The sequence below is a fragment of the Methylobacterium sp. Gmos3 genome, assembly GCF_056430985.1.
Window position 1 is genome coordinate 296,891 of the sequence record NZ_JBWJYL010000004.1, and the last position, 14,025, is coordinate 310,915.

A 14,025-nucleotide genomic window follows, 5' to 3' on the forward strand; every position below is an offset into this window, starting at 1 on the left:
GGCTGGTGCGGCAGAACCCCGCGCCTTCGCTTTCCCCCGGAGCTTCACTGCGGAACCCGGGGCTTGCCGAGCATGATCTTTCTCTATGGGCTGACCATCCTCGCCGGCGTCGCGAACGCGATCCAGCCCGGACAGAACTCGACGCTGTCGAAGTCGCTCGGCGCGCCGGTCACGGCAGGCCTCATCATCCTTGTGTTCAGCGCGCTGATCCTGCTGGTCGGCGGGCTCGCCGCCGGAAAGCTCGAATTGCCGACGGGCCAGCAAATGGCGAGCGTGCCCTGGTGGGCATGGTTAGGCGGATTCTGCAGCGCGCTGCTGATCCTCTCCCAACTCTACGCCGCCCCGTCCATCGGGGCGGCATCCTTCCTCGGCATCATCGTGACGGTGGGCGTCGTCTGCTCGATCGCCTTCGACCATTTCGGCCTCATCGGCTTCCAGGTTCACCCGGCGAGCCTGTGGCGGATCCTCGGCGCCGTCCTGATGGTCGCGGGTGTCGCCCTGGTGGCGCTGTTCTGAGCGGGGCTCAGAACGGCAGGAGGATGTCCACCAGTTGCTGGCCGTAGCGCGGCTGCTGCACGTCGGTGATCTGGCCGCGTCCGCCATAGGCGATACGGGCCTCGGCGATCTTGGTGGAATCGATGGTGTTGTCGGCGGCGATGTCCTCCGGCCGCACCACGCCGGCCACGACGAGTTCGCGCACCTCGAAATTGATGCGGATCTCCTGCTTGCCCTCGACCACGAGGTTGCCGTTCGGCAGCACCTGCGTGACCACCGCCGCCACGTTGGTCGTGACCGTCTCCGCCCGCTGGACCGAGCCGACGCCGTCGTTCGAGCTGGCCGAGGTCGCGTTGAGCAGGGCGGTACCGCCTATGCCGGCCGCCTTACCCACCGTGGTGTTTTCGAGACCCACCGCGTTCGGCAGTCCGAACGTCTCGGAATTGGCTCGGGTGCGCTTGGTCTCATTGCTGATGTTGGCCTGATCGGTCACGGCCACGTTGACGGTCAGCAGATCGCCGACCTTGGCCGCGCGCTGGTCCTTGAAGAAGGCCCGCGAGCCCGTGCGCCACAGGGAGTTCGGCGCGTACGAGACCGGCTGCACGTCGGGCATCGGCATCCGCACCGGCTTGTAGCCCGGCTGCGCCGTCGGGTCCTGGATCGCGGACAGGGCCGGGGTCGCGCCGATATTGGCCAGCCGGTCGGCGGTGTTGCAGGCGCCGAGCGCCAAGGGCAGCGCGAGCGTGGTGAGACGAGCGATCAGGCGCATCGGCGGAACTCCTCGACGCGGGACGGGTGATCAGCGCAGGGCTGTCGTGGCGGCGCTGGCCTGGAGCTGCGGGCCGCCGCCGGGACCGACGGAGACGCGGCCAGGGCCGATGACCGTAGCCTGCAGCACCTTCTTTGAGGCAACGTTAACCACGTTGACGACGGCGCCCATCCGGCCGTTGTCGTTGGCGAGGCCGCGCATCGAGAGGCTGATGCCGGGGGTCGAATAGACGATGGTGACCGTCTCGCCGCGCGCGACGAGGTCGGGCTTGGCGGTGTCGCCCTCGCGCAGGACGGTGCCGGCGGGCAGGCTGCGCTGGGCGACCTCGCCGAGGGCGGCGGTGACGCTGGACTGAACGTCGCTGCCGACGCCGTCACGGGGGCGCTTCTCGAGGGTGAGGTCGCCCTCGCGGATCGGTTCGCCCCGGTTGAGGCCTCGGGCCAGGACTGCCACCTCCCGCATCTCGACCACCACGCCGGAGACGCGCAGCGAGGCCTGCCGGTCGCCGAGGCTCACCAGCGCCGAGACACGGTGCGAGCGCTGGTCGTAGACCATGTCGATGGCGCTCGCCTGGCCGGCGAGGTCGAGGGGGGCGAGCATCGACGGCGCCTCGCCGTCGAGGCGGATCGCCATCAGATCGGTGTCGAGGCCGTAGCCCGTTTCGAGGCCGCGCTTCAGCGCCACCTCGATCTCGGCGGGGCCGACCCGGCGGGCGGCGCGCTGCACGGCGATCTGCATCCGGCCGCCGGTCTCGACGAGGCCGAGGCCGAGGCCGGCGGCGGCCTCCGCGATGCGGCGCGTCTGGATCGTTCCCGTGGAGCCGAGCGCCGGCGCCCGGAACAGCGGGCGGGAGGCGAGCGCCGTGGGCACGTTCTCCACGAGGTCGCCCAGCGTCAGGATGTCGGTCTTGGCGGTCACGTCGCCGCGCAGGCGCGGGGCGGCGGTCTCGGCCATGGCCGGCATCGCCACTGCGCCGAGGATCACGAAGACGACGAGGGCGAGGGCGGCGCGGATCAGCATCCCCGGCGCCGGCAGCGGCGCGCGGGGCCGGCGCGGCTGCACGATCGGGCTGAGGGCCACCTCGGCGAGGTCGTCGGAAGCGAAGGCGTGGTCGGTCATGACGAAGGATCCCGTGCCGGCCATCAGCCGCGGAACATCTGGGACGTGGTGGAGAGCATCTGGTCGGCGGCGGTCACGACCTTCGAGTTCATCTCGTAGGCGCGCTGGGCCGCGATCAGCGACGAGATCTCGGTGACGGCGTTGACGTTCGCCTCTTCGAGATAGCTCTGCTGCAGGTTCCCGAAGCCCTCCGACCCGGGTAGGCCGCTGATCGCGGGGCCGGAGGCGGCGGTCTCGACGAACAGGTTGTCGCCGATGGATTCGAGGCCGACCTTGTTGACGAAGCGCGACAGCTGGAACTGCCCCAACGCCTGCGGCGCGGTCTGTCCCGGCAGGGTCGCCTGCACGGCGCCGGTCGCGCTGATCGTCACCGAGGTCGCGGTGTTCGGCACGGTGATCGCCGGGTCCACGAGGTAGCCGTCGCGGGTGACGAGCTGGCCCGAGGCCGACAGGTCGAAGGAGCCGTCGCGGCTGTAGGCGGTGCGGCCGTCCGGCAGGGTGACGCGGAAGAAGCCCTCGCCGCGGATCGCGACGTCGTAATCCTTCTCCGTGGAGCTGAGGGTGCCCTGAGACATCACCCGGGCGGTCGAGGTGGTCTTGACGCCCGAGCCGAGGGCGAGGCCGGCGGGAAGCTGGGTGTTCTGCTCGGAGGTCGAGGAGCCTGCCCGGCGGATGTTCTGGTAGAGCAGGTCCTGGAAATGCACCTGCTGGCGCTTGTAGCCGGTGGTGCGCAGGTTCGCGATGTTGTTCGAAATGACCTGGACGTTCAGTTCCTGGGCCGCCATGCCGGTGGCGGCAGAGTAGAGCGCGCGCATCGGATGCTACCTCAGGCCACGTTGGCGAGCTTGGAGATGGCCGAGCCGCGAAGCTCGTCCATGCGCGTGATCATGCTGGTCACGAGGGCGTAGGAGCGGTTCACGTCCATCAGCCGGGTCATCTCAAGGACCGGGCTGATGTTCGAGCGCTCCAGCGCGCCGGATTCGAGCCGCCCGTCGAGGCCGGCGGGGCGTGCCGGCGCGGTGGACGAGTAGAGGTTCGCGCCCTCGTTCACGAGGTTGGCGGGGTTGGCGAAGGTCACGAGCTTGATCCGCCCCCTGATGCCGAGGTTGGTCGAGACCGTGCCGTCCGGGCCGATGGAGAGACCCGTCTCCTGCGGGTTGACGGTGATCGGGCCGCCATCGCCCGCGACGGCGAACCCGTCGCTCGTCACCAGCTGGCCCTGGGCGTTGACCGTGAGGGCGCCGTTGCGGGTGTAGCGCTCGCCGCCCGGCGTCTGGACGGCCATGAAGGCCGTGCCCTTCACGGCGACGTCGAGGGGGTTGCCGGTCTGCTCGATCGGACCCTGATCGAGATTCAGGGTCGTGCCCTGGTCGATGACGTAGGAGATGCGCCGGTCGGGCGGGGTGAAGCTGTCCGCCCGCGCCGTCGGCGCGAGGTACTCCTGAAAGCGGCTGTTGCGGCCCTTGAAGCCGTTGGTCGAGACGTTCGCCATGTTGTTGGCGATGACGTCGAGCTCGCGCTGAAGCGCGACCTGGCTCGACACACCGACGAGGAGGGCATTCTGCATCGTGAACTCTGGCGCCCACGAACGACCGGGGCGACAGGACAATGAGCATCCCCCGTGCCAGCTCGCGACGGGGCGATTTAAGCAGTCGAGACAATCACTTATTCAGCATGCTGCGCGGTTCCCGGCTATGATGAACAGTCCTTGCGGCAAAGCCGGCCCGGCAGAAATTGCCTCCTTAACGGCGCGTTAACCGCATCTGCCGATACCTGACCTCGACGACCTCCATTCAGCTTCGCGAGTGACGGCCCCATGGCCAAGAAGCCCAAGAAGGCGAGCGCCCCGGCGGGGGAAGGCGGTGCCGCCGAGGCCCCGAAGAGCAAGAAGAAGCTCATCATCATGGCGGCCGCCGGCCTGCTCGTGGTGGTGGGCGGCGGCGCGGGCTTCTTCCTGATGAAGGGTGGCCACGCCGACGAGGCCAAGGAGGGCGCGCCGGCCGCCGAAGCGTCCGCCCATGGCGGGGGAGGTGGCGGCGGCGGGCATGGCGGCGCGGCGGATCCGAAGAAGCAGATCGCCTTTGTCGAGCTGCGCGAGATGATCATCAACCTCAGCCCCGATGCCGGGCAGGACAAGGGCAAATTCGCCAAGCTGCGCGTGAGCTTGGAGATGAAGGATCCCAAGCAGGAAGAGGACGTGAAGTCGCTCACCCCGCGCATCGAGGACACGCTCCAGGTCTACTTGCGCGAAGTCCGCGCCAGCGACCTCTCCGGCTCGGTCGGCGTCTATCGCCTGCGCGAGGAGCTTCTGAAGCGCGTGAACGTCGCCGTGTACCCGGCCAAGGTCGATGCGGTGCTGTTCAAGGATCTGATCATCCAGTGAGGCGGTGATGGAACCGGAGGATCAGGTCGAGGAAGACGATTGGTCGGCGGCCCTGCTCGAGCAGGGGGCCGAGGGCGGCGATTCATCGCTCGCCGAGGAATGGGGCGCGGCCCTCGCCGAACAGGGCACCACGCGCAACGCCAGCGACGTCGCCGCCGAATGGGCGACGATGATCGAGGACGGGGAGAGCGACAACCTCCCCGAACTCGCCGGCAACGATCGCATCCTGAACCAGGAAGAGATCGACGGCGTCCTGGGCTTCTCCATGCGCGAACTCTCGGCCTCCGGGGCCGGGGGCGTGCGCGCCATCGTCGATTCGGGTGTCGTCCAGTACGAACGCCTCCCGATGCTGGAGATCGTCTTCGACCGGATGATCCGGTTGCTGTCGACCTCCCTGCGCAACCTGTTCCAGGACAACGTCGAGGTGACTCTCGACAACATCACGTCGGTGCGGTTCGGCGACTACGTCAACGCCATCCCGCTGCCGACCCTGCTCGGCGTGTTCAAGGCCGACCCGTGGGAGAATTCCGGCCTCGTTACGGTCGACACCAACCTCGCCTACGCGACCTTCGACCTGCTGCTCGGCGGCAAGCGCGGCGGCCTCTCGAGCCGCCTCGACGGACGGCCCTTCACCGCCATCGAGATGACGCTGGTGCGGCGCCTCGTGGAGATCATCCTCGCGGACCTGCAACTCTCCTTCCAGCCGCTCTCGCCGGTGAACTTCCTCATCGACCGGATCGAGACCAACCCGCGCTTCGCGACCATCACCCGGCCCGGCAACGCGGCGATCCTGATCGGCCTGCGCCTCGACGTCGACGGGCGCGGCGGGCGGATGCAGATCCTGTTCCCCTACGCCACGCTGGAGCCGATCCGCGAACTCCTCACCCAGAGCTTCATGGGTGAGAAGCTCGGGCGCGATCAGGTGTGGGAAGGCCACCTCGCCACCGAGATCTGGCAGGCGGACGTCGCCATGGAAGCGGTGCTGCACGAAATGATGCTGCCGCTGAAGCGGGTGATGCGGCTACGTGTCGGCGATACCCTGATGTTCGACGCCAAGCCCACGGACCTCGTCACCGTCCGCTGCGGCGAATGGGCCCTCACCCAGGGGCGGATCGGCCGGGTCGACGGCAACATCGCGGTGCAGGTGACGCGCCCCCTCCGGCGCTCCCGCACCACGCTCCAGGCCTACGAGGCCTCCATGAACAACCACTCGGACGGGTAGGCCGGCATGAGTCTCTTCGTCACCGTCGCCGCCGATCTCCTCGTGGCCGTCCTTCTGGCCGCGACCATCGTCACCTCCCTGCGCCTATCGAAGCGCATCGGCCAGATGAAGGGCGACGAGTCGGCTCTGCGCTCGACCATCGGCGACCTGATGGTCGCGACCCACAATGCCGAGCGCGCCATCACGGGCCTGCGCAGTGCCCTCGACGATTGCGACCGGACGCTGGCCGACCGCATCCAGGCGGCGCAGGCCTGCACCGCGACGCTCACGGGCGGCGTCGAGGCGGGGGAGGCGGTGCTCTCGCGCATCGCCACCATCGTCTCCGGCGCCCGCAACGCGCCCGTGGCGCCGCGCCCGGTCGAGGTGCGGCCCGAGCCGAAGATCGAGGTACCGCCTCGCCCGGCGCCCGCCGTCACCGAAGGCCCGAACGGTGAGCGCCTCGGCGCCGCCGCCGCCGCCGCCCTCGCCATGACCGAGCGGGCGCTCGCCCGCGTCCGCGCCCGCGCCGCCTGATGAGACCGCGCTCCTTGCCGAAGAAGGCACCCGAACCCGCCGGCCCGGCGAAGGACGTGACGGCGGTCGTGCGCGATCGGCTGACGGCCCTGCGTCGCCCCCGGCCGAAGCCGGAACGCTCGCTGAAGCTGCGGTTGATCGATGCCGTCGCCCTCTCGGCCGGGGCGCTGCTGTTGCTGAAGCTGCTGACGCTCTCGCAGGCCGGGATACCGGAGGCGAGCCTGCCCGCCTTCGCGCGGGCCATCGCCAAGGCGCGGACCGGCTACGAGATCCCCGACCCCGAGACGACGGGTTCGGTCGAGCCGAAGAAGGAGGAGTCCAAGCCGGCTGCGCCCGCGCCGGAGCCGGCCCAGGCCCAGCCGCCAGCGCAGGACCAGTCGTCGCCAAGCGAGAAGGCGCTGCTCGAAAAGCTCGGCGCCCGCCGCAACGCGCTCAAGCAGAGGAGCGACGAGCTCGACCTGCGCGAGAAGATGCTCGACGAAGCGGAGAAGAAGATCGAGACCGGCATCGGCGACCTTAAGAAGGTCGAGGACAAGAACGATGCCGCCGCCAAGGCGAAGGACGAGGCCGAGAAACAGGGCCTGAAGAGCATCGTCACCATGTATGAGACGATGAAGCCGAAGGACGCCGCGCGGGTCTTCGATCGGCTCGGCCATGATGTGCTCGTGCCGCTCGTGGTGTCGATGAACCCGCGCAAGATGGCCGAGATCCTGGCGGTGATGCAGCCCGAGGCGGCCGAGCGCCTGACCGTCGCGCTCGCTAACCGCGCCCGTGGATCCGGTGGCGCGGCGCAGGCCCAGGCCGGCAGCCCGGCCCTGCCGCCCGGCGAATTGCCCGCCATCGACGCGCCGGCCGCGCGGTAGCGCCCAGGACGTCGGAGTTCCGCGAGAGTTCTCGACGGCATCGTAGAAGCGGCTTCTGAAAGTCGACCGCACCCTCTCCGTCATTGCTTCGCTTACGCTCGCAATGACGGCGGCGGTGGCCTGCACGCCCGGCATCCTCGGAACGATCATCTCTCTCGGCAGACTGATCCGCGGCCGGCTGCAATTCGCGTTTCAGCGCAGACCGGCTGCAACCTCTGCCATGTCTGGCCGGGCCGCCGTGTCGGTATCGGCGCAGGCCGTGGCGAGGGCGCCGAGGTCATGGGGCGTCTCGGGGCAGAGACTCAAAAGCTCCTCCAGCAGGATGCCGAACGCACGGGTCTCGATCCGCGAGAGGGCCCGCCCCGCGTCGCCGTCCGGCAGGGTCGAGGCGGCGCCGAAATCGCCCAGCACCGCCGCGCCACTGGCGCCATCCCACAGGATGTTGTGGCCGTAGACATCGCCGTGCATCAGCCGCCGGCCGTGCAGATGCGCCGTGGCCGAGGCGATGGCGCCGGCGATGCGCCGTGCCGCCCCGGCGTCGAGCCGGAGCGTGGAGTCGTAGACGTCGCGGCTGCAACTCGCGAGGCTCGGTGGCCCTGCGAGCACCGGCCAATCCGGCGGCACGAGGCGCAGCAGCAGTCCGGGCGTTCCCTCGGGGTGGCCGACGATGCGGCCGAGGGCGCCGATCAATGCCGGATGATCTCCGGCACCGAGGCAGGCCTCGATCTCGCGCTCGGGCAGGCCGTCGCTGCCCATCGCGCCCTTGAACAGCTTGAGGGCGACATCGCCGCGCCATGTCGCGCGATAGACGCGGCCCGAACTCCCCTCCCCCAGGAGCGGCCCGACCGCGAGGTCGCGCCAGGGCACGAGCGGCGCCTGCGTGATTGGGCTCGGCGGCTCGGCGGGGTTGCCGGAATAGGACACCCACGCGAGCGCCGGCAGCGCGGCGAGCCAGGGCGGCAGACGCTCGAAGCGGTTGCTGCCGAAGCGGACGAGTTCGAGCGTGCGGTGCCCGGCAAGGCTCTCCGGCAGGTGGGCGAGGGCATTGCCGGACAGCATCAGCTTCTGAAGGCGCGGCCGGTGCCCGAGTTCGCCGGGCAGCGTCGTGATCGCGTTGTCGGTGAGGGTCAGCCAGCGCAATTGCGGTGGGAGCGCTTCGGCCGGCACCTCGGCGATGCCGCAGCCCCGGAAGCCGACTTGGCTCAGCGCCTCGCAATCGCCGAGGACCGGCGGCAATGCCGCGAAAGGCGTACCCGAGCAGAACAGAGCCCGCAGGGCGCGAAAGCGGCCGAGATCGACGGGCAGCGTGTAGCTCCCCCGTCCGAGATCGAGGATTTCGAGGGTGTCGGCGAGGCCGTAGAGGTCCGTTGGGAACGCACGCAACCCGTCGGGCAGGCGGACTTCTCGCGCGCCCGCGAGATCGCCCCGGCGCAGGGCCGCCAGTGTGGCCGCGCGGTCCAACTCAACCGCGCTTGAAGAAGGAATCCGCCGAGGATTGCGCGGCCTCCTTGGCGGCGCGGGCGGCCTCGATGCGGGCGATCTCGGCGCGGAGCAGCGCGATCCGCTCATCGAGGTCCGAGAGCGAGAGCGTGTCGAGGGGCTGGCCGATCTCGTGCGTCGGCGCTTTGCGCGGTTTGTCGTCGTCCCACATGAAACGCTCCTACAGGAAGGGCTTGCCCGCCCCCACGGCGGGAAGGCCGAGATGGCGCGCGAGGGAGGCGGCGATGTCGGAGAGGCTGTCCCGCCGGCCGATGTGACCCGCGCCGATGCCGGGTCCGAAGGCCAGAACCGGCACCTGCTCGCGGGTGTGGTCGGTGCCCGCCCAGGTCGGGTCGTTGCCGTGGTCGGCGGTGATGATCGCCACATCGCCGGGCCGCAGGGCGGCGCGGATCGCGGGCACGCGCGCGTCGAAGGCTTCGAGTTCGGCGGCGTAGCCCGGCACGTCCCGGCGATGGCCGTGCTCCGTGTCGAAATCGACGAGGTTCACGAACACGAGCCCGCCCTCGGCGAGGTCGCGGAGGGCGGCGAGCCCGGCGTCCAGACAGGCGGCGTTGGCGCCGGGCTTCAACTCGCGGCCGGTGGCGCGGTGGGCGAAGATGTCCCCGATCTTGCCGACGCTCACCACCTCGCGGCCCGCCGCCTCGGCCCGGTCGAGAAGCGTCGCGCCGGGGGGCGTGACGGCGAAATCCTTGCGGTTGGCGGTGCGGCGGAAGCCGGCTTCCGCCGAGCCCACGAAGGGCCGGGCGATCACCCGGCAGATCCGATACGGATCGCAGAGACGGCGCGCGGTTCGGCAGAGATCGTAGAGCCGCTCCAACCCGAAGCTCTCCTCGTGCGCCGCGATCTGGAAAACGCTGTCGGCGGAGGTGTAGCAGATCGGCTGTCCCGTCCGCACATGCTCGGCGCCGAGCGCCTCGATGATGCTGATGCCGGAGGCGTGGCAATCGCCGAGGATGCCGGGCAGGCCGCCCTGCGCGACCAGGGCGTCGGTCAACTCACGCGGAAAGGCGGGCCGCTCGTCCGGGAACGTACCCCAGGGCTCCGGCAGCGGCAGGCCGGCGATCTCCCAATGGCCGGAGGGCGTGTCCTTGCCGGCGGCGGTCTCGACGGCGTTGCCGTAGAGCCCGTCCGGTTCGGCGGCCAAGTCGAGACCGGGCCGCACCGTACCCGTGGCGCCCCGCGCGGCGAGGCCGATGCCGAGGGCGATGAGGTGCGGCAGGCGCAGCGGCCCGGCCCGCAGGCCTTGCCGGTCGCCTTGCCCCTCAGCGCAGGCCCGCGCGATGTGGCCAAGGGTATCCGAGCCGGCATCGCCATAGGCGGCGGCATCGGGAGCGCCGCCGATCCCGACGGAATCGAGCACGATGAGGAGCGCGCGGGCCACGGCTCAGGCGGGCTCCAGCTCGGTCGGCGCATCGCTGTCGAGGGCGAAGGCGGCCTTGAAGAGGGTGCGGGTGTACTCGGTGCGCGGGTTGGCGAAGATCGTCTCGGCGGCGCCCTCCTCCACCACCTGCCCGTTCTGCATCACCACCACATGGTTCGCGAGCGCCCGCACCACCTTCAGGTCGTGGCTGATGAACAGGTAGGCGAGGCCGCGCTCGCGCTGAAGGTCGCGCAGCAGGGTCACGATCTGCGCCTGGACGGAGCGGTCGAGGGCCGAGGTCGGCTCGTCCAGCACCACGAATTTCGGACCGAGCACAATGGCGCGGGCGATGGCGATGCGCTGCCGCTGGCCGCCGGAAAATTCGTGCGGGTAGCGGTCCATCGTCGCCGGATCGAGCCCGACATCGTGCAGCGCCTTCGCCACCACCGCCCGGCGCTCGGTCCGGTTCCGCACGGCGCCCTGCACGACCAGCCCCTCGGCCACGATGTCGGCCACCGCCATGCGCGGCGAGAGCGAGCCGTAGGGATCCTGGAAGACCACCTGCATGTCCCGCCGCAAGGGCCTCATCTGGCTTGTGGAATAGCCCTCGATGCGCCGGCCCATGAACACGATGGGTCCCTCGGAAGCGGTGAGCCGCAGGATGGCGAGGCCGAGCGTCGTCTTGCCCGAACCGGATTCGCCCACCACCCCCACCGTCTCCCCGGCGCGGACCTTCACCGACACGCCGTCGACGGCCTTCACGTAGCCATCGGTGCGCCGCAGGAACCCGGACTTGAGCGGGAACCACACCTTCATCGGCCCCGCCTCGACCAGTTTCGGCGCGTCGGCGGCGACGGGGTTCGCGCGGCCCTTCGGCTCGGAGGCGATGAGGCGCCGTGTGTAGTCGTGCTGGGGGTTGCGGAAGACGGCGGCGGTCTCCCCCGCCTCCACGATCCGGCCCTTGAGCATCACGCAGACGCGGTCGGCGATGCGCTCCACGATGCCGAGATCGTGGGTGATGAACAGCATCGCCATGCCCAGGCGCTTCTGCAGGTCGGCGAGGAGCGCGAGGATCTGCGCCTGCACGGTCACGTCGAGTGCCGTGGTCGGCTCGTCGGCCACGAGGAGGTCAGGCTCGCAGGCGAGCGCCATGGCGATCATCACCCGCTGCCGCTGGCCGCCCGAGAGTTCGTGCGGATAGGCGCCCATCCGCGACCGGGCGTCCCGCAGGCCGACGAGTTCGAGCAGTTCGAGGATCCGGGCCTTCGCCGCCTTGCCGGTGAGGCGGCGGTGCAGGGCCAGCACCTCGCCGATCTGCCGCTCGATCGTATGGAGCGGGTTCAGCGAGGTCATGGGCTCCTGGAAAACCATGGTGATGTCGGCGCCGCGCACGTCGCGCATCTCGCGTTCCGGCAGGGCGGCGAGGTCGCGCCCCTTGAACAGGATGCGCCCACCCTGCACCGCCGCCGGATCGAGGAGGCGCAGGACCGCCAGTGCCGAGACCGACTTTCCCGAGCCGGATTCGCCGACCAGCGCCAGGGTCTCGCCCCGGGCGATGTGGAAATCGACGCCGTCGACGGCCTTCGTGTCGCCGTCCCGCGAGCGGAAGACGACCGACAGGTTCTCGACGGACAGGAGAGACGACTGCGGATCCGGCATGGAGGCCTTATAGCGCGGACGGCCCCGCGTCACAGTGCCGGCCGCCGCGACCGACTTGCATTGATCGGGGGAATCCCGGACCTAGTTGCGGCCCGTCGCCCGGGTCGCGCGATGCCATCGGAGAGCGCCATTCCCCTGCCCCGCCCCGTGTCCCAGGCGCTGCGCATCGGCCTGGCGATCCTGTCCCTGTCGGGATGGGTCACGCCCGTTGTGGCCGCACCCTCCGAGGGCGCGACGGAGACGGTCGAACAGGCGCTCTGCCGACTGATCGACGAATCCGCCAAGACGCGGGACCTGCCGGTGGCCTTCCTCACCCGCCTGATCTGGCGGGAATCGAGCTTTCGCGTCGGGGTGGTGAGTCCGGCCGGCGCGCAGGGCGTCGCGCAGTTCATGCCGGGCACGGCGAAGGAGCGCGGGCTGCTCGATCCGTTCGACCCGGAGCAGGCGATCCCGCACGCGGCGCATCTGCTGGCGGACCTGAAGCGGCAATTCGGCAATCTCGGCCTTGCGGCGGCGGCCTACAATGGCGGCCCGACGCGGGTGACGAACTGGCTCGCGGGCAGCGGCGGCCTGCCGGCCGAAACCCGCGCCTACGTTCTGTCCATCACCGGCCGCTCGCCGGAGGAATGGCGCACGCCGCCCGGCGGCAAGATCGAGTACCCCGAGGGCGGCGCCCCGGCGCCGAAGCCCGCCGACTCGACGGCCGCGCCGGAGAAGCCGCTGACCTGCCTCCAAGTCACGGCCGCCCTGCGGGTGCCCAGCCGTGGCGACCGCTTCGCGCTGGGCGGCTCGGAGGGCCCGGCCGCGCCCTGGGGCATCCAGCTCGCGGGCAATTTCTCGAAGGCGCTGGCGCTGCAAAGCTTCTCGCGGACGCGCAGCACCTATGCTGGGGTGATCGGCGAGGTCCGCCCGATGATCATCGGCACCCGCCTGCGCAACCGGGGGACGCGCGCGTTCTACCGCATCCGCATCCCCGCCGAGACGCGGCAGGCGGCGGATACCCTCTGCGGCAAGATCCGCCGCGCGGGAGGGGCGTGCATCGTTCTGCGAACCTGAAATATTTTCTCAACGCCACGCCTGCGTCATCAATCTGCCCTGAGGCGGGTGATTCTTCCGACGGCACGGCGTAACCGGACGGGATATGACACGACTCCTCACCGCCTTTGCCAGCCTCATCTGCCTGGGCCTCGCGGCTCTGGGCTTCTCGAACGCATCTCCCCTGTCGCTCTTCGACGCGATCGGCCCCCGCGATGCCGGCGGCAGACTGGCGGCGCGGAACCAGGTGTTCGGCAAGAACGACCGCAACACCCTCGACGTCTACGTGCCCGTTGCAGGCGCGGAAGGCGCCCCGGTTCTCGTCTTCTTCTATGGCGGCTCGTGGGACAGCGGCTCGAAGGACGATTATGCCTTCGTCGGCCATGCGCTGGCCGCGCAGGGCTTCGTGACGGTGCTGCCGGATTACCGGCTCTACCCGAAGGCCCGCTTCCCAGATTTCCTGAACGACGGCGCCGCCGCCATCGCCTGGGTGCGCGACAACATCGCGACCTATGGCGGCGATCCGCGCCGCATCGTCCTCGCCGGCCATTCGGCGGGAGCCTACAACGCGGTGATGCTCGGCCTGGACCCGCGCTACCTCGAAGGCGTCGGCGTCGATCCGAAGACGATCCGGGCGGTCGCCGGCCTCTCCGGCCCCTACGACTTCCTGCCCCTCGACACCGACACCACCATCAAGGTGTTCGGGAAGGCCCCCGACCTGTCCCAGACGCAGCCCGTCAACTTCGCCGGACCGCTCTCGCCCCCGGCTTTCCTCGCCACGGGCGACGGCGACACAACGGTCCGCCCGCGCCACACGGCGAGCCTTGCCGCGCGTCTGCGCGCCGCCAACGTTCCGGTTCAGGAGCGGGTCTATCGCGGCCTCGATCACAAGGACACGCTCCTCGCCCTCTCCGTCACCTTCCGCTCGAAGGCACCGGAACTGTCCGAGATGTCGTCGTTCCTCATGCGGCAGGCCGCGGGCCGGACACAGTATACGATGACCGATCCGGCCCGATCCGTGAAACTTCAACCCTAACGAGAGATTATCGGGACATTCGCGGGTCCGTTAGCTTTTGCCTATAGGCCTCTGCGCTAAGGTGCGGATGT

The 14,025-nt window shown here is 70.0% G+C and carries 15 protein-coding genes; 7 read left to right on the top strand and 8 right to left on the bottom strand.

The window, feature by feature from the left end; genetic code table 11:
* The first annotated feature begins 72 nt into the window (after positions 1–72).
* Positions 73–516: a DMT family transporter gene (locus ACS5Q7_RS10335; RefSeq protein ID WP_478339224.1), complete on the top strand. Its 444-nt coding sequence runs from the start codon at positions 73–75 to the stop codon at positions 514–516.
* Positions 517–523: 7 nt separating this feature from the next.
* Here ACS5Q7_RS10335 and flgH read toward each other — a convergent pair whose 3' ends face one another.
* From flgH to flgF, 4 genes are read right to left on the bottom strand one after another with little or no spacing between them, the layout of a single operon-like run.
* The gene (gene flgH / locus ACS5Q7_RS10340) at positions 524–1,264 is read right to left on the bottom strand and encodes a flagellar basal body L-ring protein FlgH (RefSeq protein ID WP_478339225.1); all 741 of its coding nucleotides are present in this window, start codon (positions 1,262–1,264) and stop codon (positions 524–526) included.
* 30 nt (positions 1,265–1,294) lie between these two features.
* Positions 1,295–2,383, bottom strand: coding sequence for a flagellar basal body P-ring formation chaperone FlgA (flgA, locus tag ACS5Q7_RS10345; RefSeq protein WP_478339226.1), 1,089 nt, complete (start codon positions 2,381–2,383; stop codon positions 1,295–1,297).
* Positions 2,384–2,406: 23 nt separating this feature from the next.
* Complete coding sequence (flgG, locus tag ACS5Q7_RS10350; protein WP_478339227.1) at positions 2,407–3,198, bottom strand: flagellar basal-body rod protein FlgG; 792 nt, start codon at positions 3,196–3,198, stop codon at positions 2,407–2,409.
* A gap of 11 nt (positions 3,199–3,209) precedes the next feature.
* Positions 3,210–3,950 (bottom strand): flagellar basal-body rod protein FlgF, encoded by a 741-nt coding sequence (gene flgF, locus ACS5Q7_RS10355; protein WP_478339228.1) that lies wholly within the window; start codon positions 3,948–3,950, stop codon positions 3,210–3,212.
* A gap of 249 nt (positions 3,951–4,199) precedes the next feature.
* Between flgF and fliL the strand changes: the two genes are divergently transcribed.
* From fliL to ACS5Q7_RS10375, 4 genes are read left to right on the top strand one after another with little or no spacing between them, the layout of a single operon-like run.
* Positions 4,200–4,766 (top strand): flagellar basal body-associated protein FliL, encoded by a 567-nt coding sequence (fliL, locus tag ACS5Q7_RS10360; protein WP_478339229.1) that lies wholly within the window; start codon positions 4,200–4,202, stop codon positions 4,764–4,766.
* Positions 4,767–4,773: 7 nt separating this feature from the next.
* Positions 4,774–5,988 (top strand): flagellar motor switch protein FliM, encoded by a 1,215-nt coding sequence (gene fliM, locus ACS5Q7_RS10365; protein ID WP_478339230.1) that lies wholly within the window; start codon positions 4,774–4,776, stop codon positions 5,986–5,988.
* A gap of 6 nt (positions 5,989–5,994) precedes the next feature.
* Positions 5,995–6,501, top strand: a complete 507-nt coding sequence (locus ACS5Q7_RS10370; protein WP_478339231.1) for a DUF6468 domain-containing protein — start codon at positions 5,995–5,997, stop codon at positions 6,499–6,501.
* A 14-nt stretch (positions 6,502–6,515) separates the two neighbouring features.
* Positions 6,516–7,364 carry a MotE family protein gene (locus ACS5Q7_RS10375; RefSeq protein WP_478339232.1) on the top strand — a complete coding sequence of 283 codons (849 nt, stop codon included), beginning with the start codon at positions 6,516–6,518 and terminating at the stop codon, positions 7,362–7,364.
* A gap of 192 nt (positions 7,365–7,556) precedes the next feature.
* On the opposite strand, the gene ACS5Q7_RS10380 is transcribed toward ACS5Q7_RS10375, so the two are convergent.
* From ACS5Q7_RS10380 to ACS5Q7_RS10395, 4 genes are read right to left on the bottom strand one after another with little or no spacing between them, the layout of a single operon-like run.
* On the bottom strand, positions 7,557–8,825 hold the full coding sequence (locus ACS5Q7_RS10380) for a leucine-rich repeat-containing protein kinase family protein (RefSeq protein ID WP_478339233.1): 1,269 nt from the start codon (positions 8,823–8,825) through the stop codon (positions 7,557–7,559).
* Position 8,826: 1 nt separating this feature from the next.
* On the bottom strand, positions 8,827–9,015 hold the full coding sequence (locus ACS5Q7_RS10385; protein WP_478339234.1) for a DUF1192 domain-containing protein: 189 nt from the start codon (positions 9,013–9,015) through the stop codon (positions 8,827–8,829).
* A 9-nt stretch (positions 9,016–9,024) separates the two neighbouring features.
* Complete coding sequence (locus ACS5Q7_RS10390) at positions 9,025–10,245, bottom strand: phosphopentomutase (RefSeq protein ID WP_478339235.1); 1,221 nt, start codon at positions 10,243–10,245, stop codon at positions 9,025–9,027.
* A 3-nt stretch (positions 10,246–10,248) separates the two neighbouring features.
* A complete protein-coding gene (locus ACS5Q7_RS10395; protein WP_478339236.1) occupies positions 10,249–11,883 on the bottom strand; it encodes an ABC transporter ATP-binding protein in 1,635 nt (544 codons plus the stop codon).
* A 111-nt stretch (positions 11,884–11,994) separates the two neighbouring features.
* On the opposite strand from ACS5Q7_RS10395, the gene ACS5Q7_RS10400 reads away from it, so the two are divergent.
* Both ACS5Q7_RS10400 and ACS5Q7_RS10405 read left to right on the top strand, forming a co-directional pair.
* Positions 11,995–12,939 (top strand): lytic transglycosylase domain-containing protein, encoded by a 945-nt coding sequence (locus tag ACS5Q7_RS10400; protein ID WP_478339237.1) that lies wholly within the window; start codon positions 11,995–11,997, stop codon positions 12,937–12,939.
* Positions 12,940–13,024: 85 nt separating this feature from the next.
* On the top strand, positions 13,025–13,954 hold the full coding sequence (locus tag ACS5Q7_RS10405; protein ID WP_478339238.1) for an alpha/beta hydrolase: 930 nt from the start codon (positions 13,025–13,027) through the stop codon (positions 13,952–13,954).
* Positions 13,955–14,025 lie beyond the last annotated feature (71 nt).